Below are 14978 nucleotides of genomic sequence, written 5' to 3'. Positions count from 1 at the left end.
TTTATCCTAATAGTTTTTTAGCTTTTTCTATGTCTTTTGCGATTTGCTCTTTTAAAAGTTTAAGGTCGTCAAATCTTTGATTTTGCCTTAAAAAATCCACAAAAAAAAGCTCGATTGCATCATCTGTTTTTACTTTTTCATCAAAATTTTCTATGATATGACTTTCTATGGCAAAGCTCTCATCGGTGCTTCTAATGCCTATAAAACTCACGCTTTTATAGCTTTTATTTTTGTATTTTGCAAAAGTAGCATAAACTCCATTTTTGGGCAAAAAATACTCATCGCATTTTAAATTTAAAGTCGCAAAAAGTTCCTTTTTTCCAAGCCCCTGCCCTTTGATAACTTTGCCTTTAATGCTATAAGTTCTGCCTAAAAAAAGATTAGCATTTTTTATATCGCCTTGCTCTAAAAATTCTTTTATTTTACTTGAATGAACGCCGATTTTATCAATGCTAAACTCATCTACGATAATGGTTTTTATCTCACTTAATTTCTCAATATCAATCGCCTTAAAAGCCCTATTTTTTCCAAAAGAAAAATCATAGCCCACGACAATTTTTTCTAAATTTATAAATTCTTTTTTTAAAATTTGCAAAAATTCTCTACCATCTAAATTTTTAATACTCTCAAAGTCAAGCTCTATAAGATTTTTATTTGCCAAAAATACTTTTTGCTCATTATCGCAAAGCTTTTTACCCTTAAATTTATCGATGACTAAAAGAACTCCAAAATCATCTAAATGCGAAATCAGTTTTTTGTGCCCCAAATGCACTCCATCAAAACAACCTATCGCAATAGAAGTGATTTTATCTTTTTGCGTAGTGGTAGAAATATTCCACATTGCCTTCTTTTCCTTTGATTTTTGATTCTTCACTTGAGACTAAAATCCAGCCTAATTTCATGCAGGCTTTTTCAAATTCTTTTCTTGCTCCTTGCACGGCCTTTTCATCTTTTAAAACGCCTTTTTTGTCCCTTTTTGCTCTAAGCCCTACTTCAAATTGAGGTTTAAAAAGTAAAATAATATCTTTTAATGCTAGGTTATTAATATAAAAAAGCAAAAGATGTAAAGAAATAAAACTCACATCACAAGTGATAATATCAAATTTCTCATCGCTTTTAAATTCTCTTAAATCCGTGTTTTCAAGCACTTTTATCTTTTCATTATTTCTTAAACTTTGATGAAGTTGATTATTTCCCACATCTAGGGCTGTGATTTTTAGAGCCTTATTTTCGAGTAAAATTTGCACAAAACCACCCGTGCTAGAACCGATATCAAGGCAGTTTTTATTTTGGATTGTAATATTTTTATCCTTTAGAAAATTTTTGAGTTTAAAAGCGGCACGAGAAACATAAATTTCATTCAAAAGCTTTAAATTCAACTCTTCACAATACAAAATTTCATCATCATTTAAATCATTTTTAAGCAAATTTTTCACATCAAAAGAAGCCTTAAAAAGCCTAGAATTTAACACTATTTCTTCATTTTCTATAAGCTCTAAGGCTTTGTTTCTACTGATATTTAATTTTTTAGCGATAAATAAATCATATCTCATTGTAAATTCTCATTAAGTGTTTTTTGCAAATCTTCTTTTTCCTTAGAAAACCACCAAATTCCAAGTTCAAAGGTATTTTTATTTAAAAGTTCTTGCACTTGTTTTAGGTTTTTTTCTAAATTTTCTTTATCTTGTTTTAAAGAACTTAAATTTTGTTCTTTTAAAAATTTCAAATTTTCTCCCATTAAAATGATTTCTTTTTGCAAAGGTTTTAAGTTTTGATTTTTTGATTCTCCTAAGAAAAATACCCCAAAACTCATAATGATAGAAAGTGTAAAAATATAGAATTTTTTTCCACCCTTAAAAGCAAAATTATAAATATAAGCCAAAGCCGAACACAATATAAAAAAATTAAAAAAATCCATAAAAAAATTAAAAATTTTAAACCAAAATTCACCCAAAGAGAGTAAAAAATACATCTTTAAAGCACTTAAGATATTTAAAATTTGTGAAATAAAATCAAAAATAAAAAAAGTGGAATTTTTATAATGTATGATTAAATCATTAAAATCATTTAAACTAAAATCATCAAAATTTACAAAAAATAAGCCAAAAAAAGCATAAGTTAAAGCGATGAAAAAACTAGCAATGATGATGATTCTAAAATCATTATAAGCATTATCTACAAATTGTAAATGTAGTTTTTTCTTTAAAAAAAACAAAACTAAAGGTAAAAGTAAAAACAAAAAAATAAAATCTTGTTTATCAAAGCTAATTAAATTCAAAAATAAAGATACAAATACAAAAACACTTACAAAAAAACTAATAATATAAATATAAAAATCACTGCTTAAATGATAAATAAGACTATTTTTTATAATAGTTGCTTCTTTGATGATATTTTTTCTAAGCTTTAAAAAAGCAAAAATCTCCCTAAATAAAGCATAAAAAAGAAAAAATAAAAAAATAAAAGCATAATTAAAATTTTGCCAAGTCGCAATAAAAGCAAAAAGTGCAAGCAAAATAATCATCGCAAAAGCTCGTAAAATTCGTTTTCATCTATACATTTTACGCCAAGTTCCTTAGCCTTCTCAAGTTTTGATCCCGCTTCCTCGCCAAAAAGCACAAAATCGGTTTTTTTAGAAACCGAAGAACTTACCTTTGCTCCATGCTCTTCTATCATTGTCTTAAATTCATCTCTAGGGCGTGAAAGTGTGCCTGTGATGACAAAGGTTTTGCCTAAAATCGCGCTATTTTCTTTGATTTGAATTTGTGGCTCTTTTAAATTTAAAAGCTTGTAAAACTCATCAATTCTTGTTCTATTTACACGCGAAAATTCACACAAAGAAAGTGCCATTTGCTCACCAAAACCTTCTAAATTTGCATAAGCATCCAAGCTTTGTTTGTGCCACTCTTTGCCAAAACTTAAAGCGAGTTTTTTAGCTGCCACTTCTCCAATATGCTCAATACCTAAAGCCGTGATAAAACGGAAAAGTTCGCAATTTCTTGCTTCTTCAATGGCATTTAAAATATTGTTAATCTTTTTTTCTTTAAAGCCCTCAAGACCTTCAAAATCACTAAATTTAAGATGAAAAATACTTTCAAGTGTAGTGATTTTTTTCTCTTTAAATAAAAGCTCAACTATACTTTCACCAAGTCCGTCGATATTTAAGCATTTTTTAGAAACAAAATGGATGATGGAATTTACAAGGCGATCTTTACAATCGATATTTTGGCATTTTATCAAAGTGCCTTCATCTAAAAGTTCGCTTTTACAAGTGGGACAAAATTTAGGTCTAGTAATGTTAAGTTCTAAACCATCTCTACGCTCTTTAAAAACCTTAGTGATTTTTGGTATCACATCGCCACTTCTTATCACACTTACAAAATCATTAATTTTAGCATCAAGCCTTGCGATTTCATCAAAATTATGAAGTGTTGCAGATTTTACAACAACCCCGTCTAAATTTACAGGCTCTAAAACCGCCACAGGAGTGATAACCCCACTTCTTCCTACTTGTAAATTTACCCCGATTAAACGCGTGGTTTTTTCTAAAGCAGGGAATTTAAAAGCCGCCATAAATTTTGGAAATTTCACGGTGTAACCAAGCTCTTTACAGAGCGATAAATCATCAACCCTTACAACCATTCCATCCATCATCATAGGCTTTTCATCTCTTAAAGATAAAAGCTCATCATAAGCTTTTAAAACCTCTTCTAAATTCGCACAAACTTTGACAAAATCATCTTTTAAAAAGCCAAGCTCTCTTATAAAGCTCATAATCTCACTATGTTTGCTAAAATTAAGTGAGTTTTGCCCTACTCCCCAAGGATAAAATTTCAAATTCCTTTCTCTTGTGATACTCGTATCAAGCTGTCTTAAGCTCCCACTTGCTGCGTTGCGTGGGTTTGCAAATAAACTTTGATTTAAACTGGCTCTTTTTTCATTGATTTTTTCAAAATCATCTTTTAAAATCACCACTTCGCCACGAATTTCTATCTTTTCTTTATAAGAAATACTTTTAGGGATATTGTCAATTTCTTGCACATTTAGCGTGATATCTTCGCCTATTTCGCCGTCCCCTCTTGTCGCACCGCTTATTAATTTACCATTTTCATAAAGCAAATTTAAACTCGCGCCATCAAATTTTGGCTCGATGAAAAAATTCTTTTCACATCTTGTGCGTTTTGCCCAAGCTCTTAGCTCACTTTCATCAAAAACATCTTCCATTGACCACATACGACTTAAATGAGAAAGTTTTTTAAACTCGCTTTGTATGGTAGGTGCTATCTTTTGCGTAGGAGAGTTAGGCGAAATTTCATTTTCATTTTGCTCTTCATACTCTCTTAGCTCCCTAATTAAAGCATCATATTCTGCATCACTTGCTAATGGCTCATCTTTTTCATAATACGCCCTCATCCAAGAAGCAGCCAAAGCAACTTTTTCTAAATATTCTTTTTTTGTCATTTAAACTCCTATGCTTTGCATTGCTTTTTCTAACGCAAAAAGCTGTTTATGCTCGTATAAATCATGCACCCTTATGATGCTTGCTCCATTTTCAAAAGCTTTTAAATGTAGATACAAAGTCCCTGCTAAGCGATCTTTTACTTCGCTTTTATGATAGGCATTGATGACGCTTTTTCTGCTTGCGCCCACAAGCAAAGGCTTTTTAAATTTTAAAAAATGTTCTAAATGTTTGATTAAAATCATATTATGTTCTGCACTCTTGCCAAAACCAATTCCCACATCTAAAATACTTTCTTTTACACCAAGGCTTTCTAAAATTTCAAGTTTTTCTTCAAAAAACTGACTCATTTCATCAAGCAAATCATCGTATTTTGGATCATCTTGCATAGTCAAAGGATCATTTTGCATATGCATAAGACAATATTTTGCATTATATTTACTTGCAAGTTTAGCTAAATTTACATTTCTTAAACTGCTGATATCATTAATAAATTTAAAGCCTTTATTTAAAGCATATTCTAAGCAATACTCATCAAAACTATCAAGGCTAAAAATGGCTTTTTCATAATAATTTTGACTATAAATTAAATCAAGCACACCTTTAAGTCTTCTAAATTCTTCTTCTTTGCCACAATACACGCTTTTTGGTCTAGAACTCACCGCTCCTATGTCGATGTATTCAGGCTCTAGCTCTAAAAACTCAATAAGTTTTTTTTCAAAATTTTTCTCATTTACTCTGCTTTGTTCATTAAAACTATCTTCATTTACATTAATGACTGCCATAAGCTCTGCGTTTTTTGGCTTAGTAAAATCATTTTCTAAAAAATTAGCTAGATTTTTAAGGCCAAAATCTTGAAGTTTTTCTTTAGCTATAAGCTTTTGAATTTGCTCTTTTGTCGCCATTAAAAGCGCATTTGAGTGCGTGATTTTAGCTGTGATGACTTCTTTATGTGTGACAAGTTCCGCCCCTACTCTTAAGGCATCTTGCTTTAAAATATTTGCCGCACTTACGCTTAGATCTTTAATAAGTATGAAGTGAATTTGTGTTTTTTCACTCATAATCTTTTGTCCGAATTTATGCGGATTTATAAAAGAACAAAGCAAATTAAAATTGGTATTTGGGTTAATTTTAAAAAATTTCATTTTTTTACTTCATATAAATTAAGTAAGAGTGAGCTTAGTAAAATATTTGCTTTCGAATTTAACTTAGCTAACTCATAGGCTTTATAAAAAAGTTCTAATTCTTTTTCACTTAAATTAAATTCTTTTACACAATGCAAACTTAAATTTGCAATGAGTTCCATTAATTCTACCTTATCTAAGCTTTCATGGCTTTGTAAAAAACTAAAAATCTCTTTTAAGCCAAGTTGCTTAAGATTTAAATTTATATCTTGTCTTTGTTTTTTTTCATTGCGTTTTTCACAAATAAATCGCGACCTCACTGTAGGTAAAAGCAAATTTTTAGAAGGTGCTACGATAAGAAATTTGATATTTTTTGGTGGTTCTTCAAAAAGTTTTAATAAAAAATTTTGCGCCTCATTTCTGAAAGAATGTGCCATGATGATGATAATTTTTTGCGTTCTTTCGGCTATATAGCTTTCTTTTTCAACGGCTTTTGCATCTTCAATTAAAAACTCATTTACTGGAGTTTTTGGGATAAATCTTAAATCGTTAAGATTAAAATTTTCTAGCATTTCTTCTGTGATTTTTTCAAATTCGCTACTAATGATGATTTTGCTGATAAATTCCAAGAGCAACCTTTAAATACTAACTTTAGAAAATAAAATCGCATCTAAACTTTTATCCATAAGTTTAAAAAGCGTAATGAGTTTAACATCAAGATCGCTATCGTTAGAATTAAGATAAAAACTATTTTGCAATTGTTCGTCAAAAAGCCAAAGTAAGCTATCATTTTTTGACTTCGCAATTTGACATTTTTTATCTAAATTAGATCCTATATAAAAATACACATAGCCATTAGGAAAGGTAAATTCTAACAGATCATTGAGCAATTCTATATCTTCTTGGCTTTCTAATTTTTTTTTGCAAAAATTATTCAAAGAAAAAAAAGGAAGCATAGGACGCGAAGAGCGGATATTGATATTTTTTAAAAAATATTCCTCATACCAAGATCTTTGCTCATCACACATAAAAATAAAACTTTTGCCCTCAAGTAACAATCTAAGTCTTGCTGCAAGTAAAGGGGCCAACTCAAGCCTTCTTTCTTCCATCCAAGCCATAGAAGCACCACCATCACGTATACACTCAAGGGTAAATTTTAAAAAATCTGTCATTATTTATCAAGTCCGTAAGTTTCGTGTAAAACTCTGACTGCTAATTCTCCGTATTTTTCATGCACTATCATAGAAATTTTAATTTCACTTGTTGAAATCATACCGATATTAATGCCCTCTTTTGCTAAAGCGCTAAATGCAGCCGAAGCAACCCCTGAATGAGATTTCATACCAACGCCCACTATAGAAACCTTAACTATTGCACTATCACTTTCTATAACAGCATTATCGCCAAGAACTTTTTTCATTGTTTCTTTTGCAAGATCTAATTCGTTTTGTGGCACTGTAAAACCTAAATTTGTAGCTCCATCTACTCCGACATTTTGGATAATCATATCCACATTGATATTTGCGTTTGCAAGGGCTGAAAAAATTTCAGCTGCAATTCCTGGTTTATCTTCGATTTTTCTTAAAGTAATTCTTGCTTGGTTTTTATCTAATGCTATACCACTTACTAAAGCCTGTTCCATTCCATCCTCTCTTGTTATAATTGTTCCTTCATTGTCATTAAAACTACTTCTAGTGACTAATTTTACATCTAATTTTTTTGCAAGCTCCACAGAGCGATTTTGTAAAACTTTAGCCCCTAAACTTGCAAGTTCAAGCATTTCTTCATAAGAAATTTTATCTAGTTTTTTTGCTTTTGGCTCAATTCTTGGATCTGTGGTATAAACTCCATCCACATCGGTATAAATTTCACATAAATCAGCCTTTAAAGCCCCAGCTAAAGCCACGGCACTTAAATCACTTCCGCCACGCCCTAAAGTCGTAACATTGCCTTTCTCATCAATACCTTGAAAACCTGCTACAACGACGATCTTATCTTGCTCTAATTGCTCTAAAATCGCCTTAGTATCAATGCTTTGAATTCTAGCCTTAGTATGAATGCTATCTGTGATAATACCTGCATTTCTTCCAGAAAAGGAAATTGCAGGAAAGCCTTTTTCATTTAAAGCAATGGCTAAAAGTGCAGAAGTCACTCTTTCACCGCTGCTTAAAAGTACATCCATATCCCTACCGTTGGGTTGTTTACTAAAAAATTCAGCGTATTCAATAAGCTGATTTGTCACACCGCTCATTGCAGAAACTACAACTACAAGCCGATGTCCTTCTTTTTTATTTTTAATTACTCTTTGTGCTACTGCTTCAATGCGTTCTAAATCGCCAACGCTTGTGCCACCATATTTTTGAACTATAAGCATTAAATATAACCTTTCTCTTCAAAATATTTAATCACTTTGACATAAAGAGGTCTTTTGAAATGATTAATCATTTCAAAAACTTGCTTTATATTAACAAAATCATAAGCATCAAATTCAGGATGCTTAGTATTTAGATCAATTTTTGCCTTTGGCTTTAAGCGCACTAAAAAATACTTTTGACTTTGCCCATCATAAGGATACATTTTTTTAGCAACCTTGCTTGGAAAATCATATTGCAACCATTTTGGATATTCTGCTATTATTTCCACTTCATTAGTACCAATTTCTTCTTGTAATTCTCGTAATAGCGCACTTCTTGGACTTTCGCCTTTATCAATACCCCCTTGAGGAAATTGCCAAACATTATCCATATCATTTCTTTTTGCGACTAAAACTTTACATTCAAAAGGATAAGCACTTGAAAGAATTATCGCTGCGACATTAAGTCTATATTTTTTTTCTTGTTCCACCTTAATTCCTAAAAATTTGCAAAAATCCCCCTATTTTAACTTATTTTCAATCAATTTTTGATTAAAATAAATTAAAAATTTTAAGGTTTTTATGCATTTATACATTCACATTCCTTTTTGCGAAAGCAAATGTCATTATTGTTCTTTTACGAGTTTAAGGCTTAAAGATTTTCAAAATGCTTATTTTAAGGCTTTAAAAGAAGATCTTATCCTTCAAATTTCAAATTTTAATATAAATAAATCTAGCATCAATACTGTTTTTATAGGCGGTGGAACTCCAAGTATGATCGAGGCAAAGGCCTATGAGAATATTTTTGAATTTTTGCAACCATTTTTAGCAAAAAATGCTGAAATTTCTATCGAGGCAAATCCAAATTCTGCCGACTTTACTTGGCTTAAAGAGATAAAAAATTTTGGAGTCAATCGCATCTCTTTTGGCGCACAAAGTTTTAGCGAAAAAAAATTGCAATTTCTAGGGCGCATTCATAGTCAAAAAGAAATTTTTAAAGCCTTAAAAAATGCCAATAAAGCAGGATTTAAAAATGTAAATTTAGATCTGATTTATGATACAAAATTAGATGATAAAAAAATGCTTGAATTTGAGCTTTTAAATTTAGAAAAAATCAAACCCCTAATCACCCATCTAAGCGCTTATAATCTTACTATAGAGCCAAAAACGGCTTTTGCAAAAAAAGAGCATTTTAAAAAAAATGCACCGCATTTGATGAAATTTTTTATAGAAAAAATCAAAGAACTTGGCTTTTTACAATACGAAATTAGCAATTTTGCTAAAAATGAAAACTATATTTGTAAGCACAATCTTGCTTATTGGCAAGGTAAAAATTATATAGGTTGTGGTTTGAGTGGGGTTGGTTTTTATGAAAACAAGCGTTTTTATACGGCTAAAAATTTAAAGTCCTATATAGAAAATCCTTGTTTTAGAGAGCTTGAGTATTTGAGTGAAAAGGATTTAAATTTAGAGCATTTGTTTTTAGGTTTAAGAAGCATAGTAGGTATTGATGAAAAAAGTTTGCAAATTTCACAAAAAGAAAAAGCACAAATTTTACTAAAAGACAAAAAGTTGAAATTTGAAAATGCAAGATTTTATAATTTAAATTTTTTACTTGCTGATGAAATTGCCCTTTATCTTGCTTTATAAATGAAGGTTTTTAAATTTGATAATAGCCAGCAAGAGCCTAAAATAAACCCTTGCTTTCACAGTTTCGTTCCATTTTATAAAAAAGAATTCAAATCAACAAAGCTTTATAACTTTTTAGAGCTTACTTATATTTAAAAAGGACTTAAAAAATTTGTAAACTCTAAAAAATCAAAAACTCTATTTTTTATCATTAAACCGTTAAACCACTTATGGTTTTTCATCATAGAGATCCTTCAGTCATTTCATTCCCTCAGGATGACGAATTTACTCCCTTAGTATGACAAAGTATCTCGTCATGTTGAGTGTAGCAAAACATCAAAACAATCTTTTATAGCGTTCGAACATAGAAGTATTACCATTTATGCCGCCTTGATGTATGTATAAAAGGGGTTTTGAGAAGTTATGGTTTAAAGCTATATTTAAACCTAGCATATCATAAAGCAGGTCAAATTCTATATTGCATTCTATTTTGATTTGTTTGTAAAGCTCATAAAATTCAAGATAGGGCTTTGCAAAATAGTATTTTTTTACACTGTTTAAAATATGTAAATTTTTAAAATCAAAATTAGGCAAAATATTTAAAATTTGTTTTTTTAAATACTCGCTATCTCCCACACAAGCACAAGTATAAATGTCAAAATTTGAATTTTTTGCCAAAAATGCTGCTGAAGTTCCTGTGCCAGAAGGTAAGAAAATATCAAAATCAATTTGAAGTTTTTTGCTTTGAATTTCAAGTTCCTTTGCAAGTTCTTTTAAGCCAAATTCCGCATTTAAATTTGCCACGCCTTGTTCAATGAAAACATCATTTTCTTTACAAAAACTTAGGGCAAATTCTTTTAAATTTTTTGCTTGTAAATTTTCTTTAAAAACAACGCCATTGTTTAAAGCTAAAGCATAGTTTCCGCAAGGGTTTTGCTTTAAAAATTGGGGTATTTTTTCGCAAAAATAAATAAGCTTGTAGCCTTTAAGCTTTGTAAAAATACTTAGAGCTTCCAAAGCATTGCTTTGAAGTCCCCCAAAACTTATAAAGCGTTGATTTTTGGGATAATTTTGATGAAGATAAAAAGCTAGTTTTCTAGCTTTGTTGCCATTAATTTGTCCTAATAAATCATCTCTTTTGATATAAAATTCAAAGCCCTTGAAGGTAATTTTTTGAATAGGACTTTTAGTTAAAAATAAGTTTTTCAATATCTTGCACTATAGCTTTATTTGAAATTTGAATTTTAATTTCCATTCTACGGCTGGAAATTTTATCTTCTTTACCATTTTTAAAAATAGGTTCAGAGTATGATTTTCCAGTGGCTATGAGTAATTTTTGAAGCCTTGTATCTTTATAAAAAGAAAGTATAAAATTTAAAAGCTCGTGAGCTCTTTTTTGAGACAAGTCAAGATTATACATATAAGAACCATCACTATTGGTGTGAGATTCTATGATAATATTTTCGATTTTTGGGGCAAAAATTTTATTATTTAAAACGCTATCAAAATAAAGAGTTAATTGCTTTCTTAAATTTTCTTTGATTTCTGATTTTAAAATATAAGAATCTGTGTTAAACAAAATATCAGAATCTAAAATAATATTCGCCTCTTCGTTAATGATGAGATTTAAATTCGGATTTTTTTTAAGCTCGGCGCTTAATTCTTGTTTAGAATAATTTACATTATTAAGCCTTTGTCTGAATTCTGTAAATTTTTCCTTTAACTTTTCGTATTCCTCTTCCCTTTTTTCCAATAAACCAACCAATATCAATAAATCTTGATCTTTTACATTGAGTTTTTCATAACTTGAATTTACATCAGCTAATCGTTTTGCAAGGGTGTAGATGATTTGTTTTTGTTTTTCAAAATCTTGTTTTTTTTGCTCTAAGGTTTGTTCTTGTTGACTAAGAGCGTTTTTGGTGCCTTCTAATTTGTCTTTGGTTAAGGCATATTTGATAACTATGGCCGCAATGATTAAAATAAAAATAAAAAATAAAGCACCCATTAAATTAGCATAAAGTATCCAAAAATTATTTTCTTTATTTTGCATTATTTGTGCTTTCTTCGAGTTTGCTTATCATTTCGCTTGCTTCGCTATTTAATTCAGTAATTTCATTTTTTAATTGAGACATGATTTCTAAATTACTGTCGAGACTTTTTTCTTCTTCATAAATCTCTCTAAATTCTTTCATACCTTCCAATAAGCTTGTTTTAAAGCCATTGAATATTTTCTCTTGATTTTCAAGCATAGATTTTTGATAATACTCGAAATTTCTTTGAAAAAGTTCTATTTTTTCATCTAATGAACTTAAAGTTTTATCCAAATGGTGAGTTTTTTCAGAACTTATATCAAGCAAGCGATTGTATTGCTCAGACATTCTAAGATTTACATCTTTGAGATTTTGGTTAAAAATACCAACAGCATTTAAAATTTCAGAATAAAGTTTACCTATGTCTTTTTGCTCTTTTTGGCTTTTGTGTAAATCATTCATAGTTTGTTTGATATGCTCGTTGCTAATTCTAATCGCTTTTTCTTCAACGCTAAACATATCTTGGAAAAGTTCAAATTTACGATTAATGGTTTGATCAAGTTCCGTAAAAAAGTCTTGATTGCTTACCTGTTCGACTATGAGTCCAATTTTATCAAAATGCTTTAGACTTTCGTACAAATAGCGGTGCTCCAATTCTTCTTTTGTCCAAAAGAAATTGCTTGTGGCATTTTTTTGACGATTGATGAGTTTTTGAATTTTGTTTTTACCATATTTTTCAAAAAATACCCACCAAAGTGCCAAAAATATACCATAAGCTGAAATATAAAAAGCAGATGAAACTCCTATCAAAAGATAAGAAATTTCACCTTCTAAATTTGCAATGTCGTTGGAGGTAAAATTTGGCATTGAAATAGCAAGACTTATAAAAGTTCCTAAAACACCAAGCATTGGAAAAATAGAAGTTGCCACACTGGTAAATTGCTCATTTCTGATATTGGTCACAAAATCATAGGCAAAATTATCAAAAGAAGCATTGGCTTTTGTCTCTTTGCCTATAGTTAAAAAATGTTTAATGATATATTGTTTTAAATTTTGTTTAAATTCAAGTTTTTGCTGTTCAAAGATATTAGAATCGTATTCAGCATTGTATTTAGCAAGAATTAAAGCAATGAAAAATAAAATACTAATCATTGCAAAGCTATTCAAGTCAATTCTTAATGAAATAAAGTTAAAATACGCTAATGCAAAACACAAATACGCAAGAAATGGTGCGAGAATGATTTTAAAATAAACCAAAAAACCTTTTCTTTCTTTAACTTCTGGAAGGACTAATTCTATCATTTTGTCGGATTTTGTAGCCATAAGCAACCTTTAAAATTTAAAAATAAAAGAAAATATTATACCGCAAAAAACTTATTAAGGATTTTATTTTTACACACTTTAATTAAATATTTAAAACAAAAAAGATAAAAAATTTACGAAAAAATCATTTTTGCCGATTTATCTTGTAAATCCTATTTTTACAAGGTGGCAAAATGATTAATGGTATAAATTCTTATTCAAGCTACAATTACACAAATACTTTTAGCAATAATACTTCAAATACAAAATCATCTAAGTATCATAAATAATAATTTAAATCTTGTAAGCGATAAATCACAAGCAATAAATAAAATCTTAGGTTATGAGGTGGATAAAGATGGCTTTTTTACAAGTGATTTTAATGAAGCAGCGGGAATTCCAAAAGATTATAAAATTTATGCTAAAGGTGCTGAAAATTTAGTAGATTATATTACGGTTTCTAACTCTAAATTTTTTACTAGCATGGATATTGCCAAAAGTTTAGGTAATGCTTATAGGGTATTTTCACAGCTTATTGATGAACCGAGTGGAAATTTTACTACTGAAGATTTAAGTAAAATCCCTTTAGGATTTTCTTATGATAAAAAAGTTTTCAAGTAACAAATGTTTATTATTCCGAAAAAGATTTTGAAAATGCTTTAAGTTTTGAAGATGACTTAAAAATCTATCAAAATCCTAAGCAATTAACCCTAAGTTTCCCAAGCTGGAAAGAAAAAGCTCCTGCTGATTATATTAAAAAAATAGCGATATATTTGATCCAAGCTCTCATATAAATATTGGAGCATCATTTTATAAAAATGATAATGGCACTATAAGCAAAGGTGGTGTTTTAATGGCATTCTTTGCAGTTATGTCAGGGCAAAATCCTCTTATAGAGGGTGAAACAACCATAGCTGAAAAACTTAATGGCTATGATAAAAATATGAGCTAAAGCCAAGTGGAAGATTTGAATGATTTTATAAAACAAAATCCTATCGAATGGAGTATAACAGGAGATGTATTTGCAGATAGTGTATATATAACCAAACTTAGAAATACAATAACTGATATAGATGAATTTAAAAAACAATGGCTAGAAATGAAAGCCAAAAGTGATGAAATGGGAGAAGTATATAAAGCCGAGATAGCAAAGCAAAAAGAAGTTGTTTCATCGCAAGAGACTTCAGAAGAAGACAAAGAAAAACCATTTAAACCTATACAAGCAGAAAGTAAAAGCGAAACCTACAAAGATGATAATAAAATGAATGAACTTTTAAAAAAGCTACTAGAAACTAAATTTGGTACAAGCGATGAGCTAGAAATTCTTTTTGGTATGAAATTTAGCGATGATGATACAGGGGAATTTAACAAAATCCTTTCTTTAAATTCTGCACCAAAAAGTATAGATATTAGGGCTTAGTATGATAAAAATCAAAAACACTACTTTTAGTAGCTTTAAGCTGGGTTAAATTTATCTATAAATCCCAATAAAAAATACAGATACTCTAAAGCAAAACCAATTTATGAGTTATGATGTGGATAAAGATGGGTATTTCACAAGTGAATTTAATAAAAAAGTAGGAATTCCTGAAGACATAAAAATTTATTCTAGCGCTATGGAAAATTTTATTAAGGCTCAAAATAATGGAATTTTGCAAAGCTATACAAATATCGATATTGCGAAAACCATAGGAAATGCTTATAAAATAGTTTCTCAACTTATAGAAAAAACTCCTGAATTAAAAGGAGAAAATAGCTTTTCAAAAGAAGATTTAGCAAATTATTTTCCGCAAAATTACTTAATAGATAAAAACACTTTAGAAGTAAAACAAACTTTTTCTTACGAAGAAATGAAAGACATTAACGCAAAAGGTGGATTTAAAAATATTAATGAGAATGAAAAATTAAGTCCTAGTTTTTTTTAATTTTGACAATACAGATGAAAAATCAGAACTTTTACTTTTTAATCCTGATATTTTACATAGTGCTAAAAACACCGCTTTATCTTGGGATACTAGTGCTGATAAATATACAAATAATGATGACTCTATTACTATGGGTGGTTTATTAATAGGTTTTTT

General features: G+C 29.5%; 16 protein-coding genes. 4 read left to right on the top strand and 12 right to left on the bottom strand.

The window, feature by feature from the left end:
- Nucleotide 1: 1 nt before the first annotated feature.
- From ELQ16_RS06005 to ELQ16_RS05965, 9 genes are all read right to left on the bottom strand, one after another.
- Entirely contained in the window at nt 2-841 is an 840-nt protein-coding gene (locus tag ELQ16_RS06005; protein ID WP_134238655.1) for a bifunctional riboflavin kinase/FAD synthetase, read from the bottom strand.
- Nucleotides 807-1553: a TlyA family RNA methyltransferase gene (locus tag ELQ16_RS06000; protein ID WP_134238654.1), complete on the bottom strand. Its 747-nt coding sequence runs from the start codon at nt 1551-1553 to the stop codon at nt 807-809. Before ELQ16_RS06000 ends, ELQ16_RS06005 begins: the two co-directional genes overlap by 35 nt.
- The gene (locus ELQ16_RS05995) at nt 1550-2524 is read right to left on the bottom strand and encodes a hypothetical protein (RefSeq protein WP_134238653.1); all 975 of its coding nucleotides are present in this window, start codon (nt 2522-2524) and stop codon (nt 1550-1552) included. The genes ELQ16_RS06000 and ELQ16_RS05995 overlap by 4 nt, the downstream gene beginning before the upstream one ends.
- Nucleotides 2521-4461 carry an NAD-dependent DNA ligase LigA gene (ligA, locus tag ELQ16_RS05990; protein ID WP_134238652.1) on the bottom strand — a complete coding sequence of 647 codons (1941 nt, stop codon included), beginning with the start codon at nt 4459-4461 and terminating at the stop codon, nt 2521-2523. The genes ELQ16_RS05995 and ligA overlap by 4 nt, the downstream gene beginning before the upstream one ends.
- Entirely contained in the window at nt 4462-5604 is a 1143-nt protein-coding gene (gene folP, locus ELQ16_RS05985; RefSeq protein WP_134238651.1) for a dihydropteroate synthase, read from the bottom strand.
- Entirely contained in the window at nt 5601-6155 is a 555-nt protein-coding gene (locus ELQ16_RS05980) for a DNA polymerase III subunit delta' (protein ID WP_243832601.1), read from the bottom strand. Before ELQ16_RS05980 ends, folP begins: the two co-directional genes overlap by 4 nt.
- A gap of 66 nt (nt 6156-6221) precedes the next feature.
- A complete protein-coding gene (locus ELQ16_RS05975) occupies nt 6222-6755 on the bottom strand; it encodes a HobA family DNA replication regulator (RefSeq protein ID WP_134238649.1) in 534 nt (177 codons plus the stop codon).
- Nucleotides 6755-7957, bottom strand: a complete 1203-nt coding sequence (locus ELQ16_RS05970; RefSeq protein ID WP_134238648.1) for an aspartate kinase — start codon at nt 7955-7957, stop codon at nt 6755-6757. The genes ELQ16_RS05975 and ELQ16_RS05970 overlap by 1 nt, the downstream gene beginning before the upstream one ends.
- Nucleotides 7957-8427 (bottom strand): RNA pyrophosphohydrolase, encoded by a 471-nt coding sequence (locus ELQ16_RS05965; RefSeq protein WP_134238647.1) that lies wholly within the window; start codon nt 8425-8427, stop codon nt 7957-7959. Before ELQ16_RS05965 ends, ELQ16_RS05970 begins: the two co-directional genes overlap by 1 nt.
- Nucleotides 8428-8518: 91 nt before the next feature.
- Here ELQ16_RS05965 and hemW point away from each other — a divergent pair, with 91 nt between their 5' ends.
- On the top strand, nt 8519-9586 hold the full coding sequence (hemW, locus tag ELQ16_RS05960) for a radical SAM family heme chaperone HemW (protein WP_134238646.1): 1068 nt from the start codon (nt 8519-8521) through the stop codon (nt 9584-9586).
- A 315-nt stretch (nt 9587-9901) separates the two neighbouring features.
- Here hemW and ELQ16_RS05955 read toward each other — a convergent pair whose 3' ends face one another.
- The 3 genes from ELQ16_RS05955 to ELQ16_RS05945 are packed head-to-tail and all read right to left on the bottom strand — an operon-like array spanning nt 9902 to nt 12918.
- The gene (locus ELQ16_RS05955) at nt 9902-10774 is read right to left on the bottom strand and encodes a 1-aminocyclopropane-1-carboxylate deaminase/D-cysteine desulfhydrase (protein ID WP_134238645.1); all 873 of its coding nucleotides are present in this window, start codon (nt 10772-10774) and stop codon (nt 9902-9904) included.
- A complete protein-coding gene (locus ELQ16_RS05950; RefSeq protein WP_134238644.1) occupies nt 10752-11615 on the bottom strand; it encodes an OmpA family protein in 864 nt (287 codons plus the stop codon). Before ELQ16_RS05950 ends, ELQ16_RS05955 begins: the two co-directional genes overlap by 23 nt.
- A complete protein-coding gene (locus ELQ16_RS05945; RefSeq protein WP_134238643.1) occupies nt 11605-12918 on the bottom strand; it encodes a MotA/TolQ/ExbB proton channel family protein in 1314 nt (437 codons plus the stop codon). The genes ELQ16_RS05950 and ELQ16_RS05945 overlap by 11 nt, the downstream gene beginning before the upstream one ends.
- 327 nt (nt 12919-13245) lie before the next feature.
- Here ELQ16_RS05945 and ELQ16_RS10475 point away from each other — a divergent pair, with 327 nt between their 5' ends.
- The 3 genes from ELQ16_RS10475 (at nt 13246) to ELQ16_RS05930 (ending at nt 14822) form a co-directional block, all read left to right on the top strand.
- Entirely contained in the window at nt 13246-13518 is a 273-nt protein-coding gene (locus ELQ16_RS10475) for a Cj0814 family flagellar-dependent secreted protein (RefSeq protein WP_347876279.1), read from the top strand.
- Nucleotides 13519-13855: 337 nt separating this feature from the next.
- Entirely contained in the window at nt 13856-14317 is a 462-nt protein-coding gene (locus ELQ16_RS10180) for a hypothetical protein (RefSeq protein ID WP_407919963.1), read from the top strand.
- A gap of 103 nt (nt 14318-14420) precedes the next feature.
- Nucleotides 14421-14822: a Cj0814 family flagellar-dependent secreted protein gene (locus tag ELQ16_RS05930; protein WP_208335071.1), complete on the top strand. Its 402-nt coding sequence runs from the start codon at nt 14421-14423 to the stop codon at nt 14820-14822.
- Nucleotides 14823-14978: the final 156 nt, after the last annotated feature.

Origin of the sequence: Campylobacter sp. US33a (genome assembly GCF_004378855.1) — a bacterium.
Lineage (GTDB): Bacteria > Campylobacterota > Campylobacteria > Campylobacterales > Campylobacteraceae > Campylobacter_D.
Note: the sequence above shows the minus strand (reverse complement) of the source record. Positions and strands in the feature narration are given on the sequence as shown.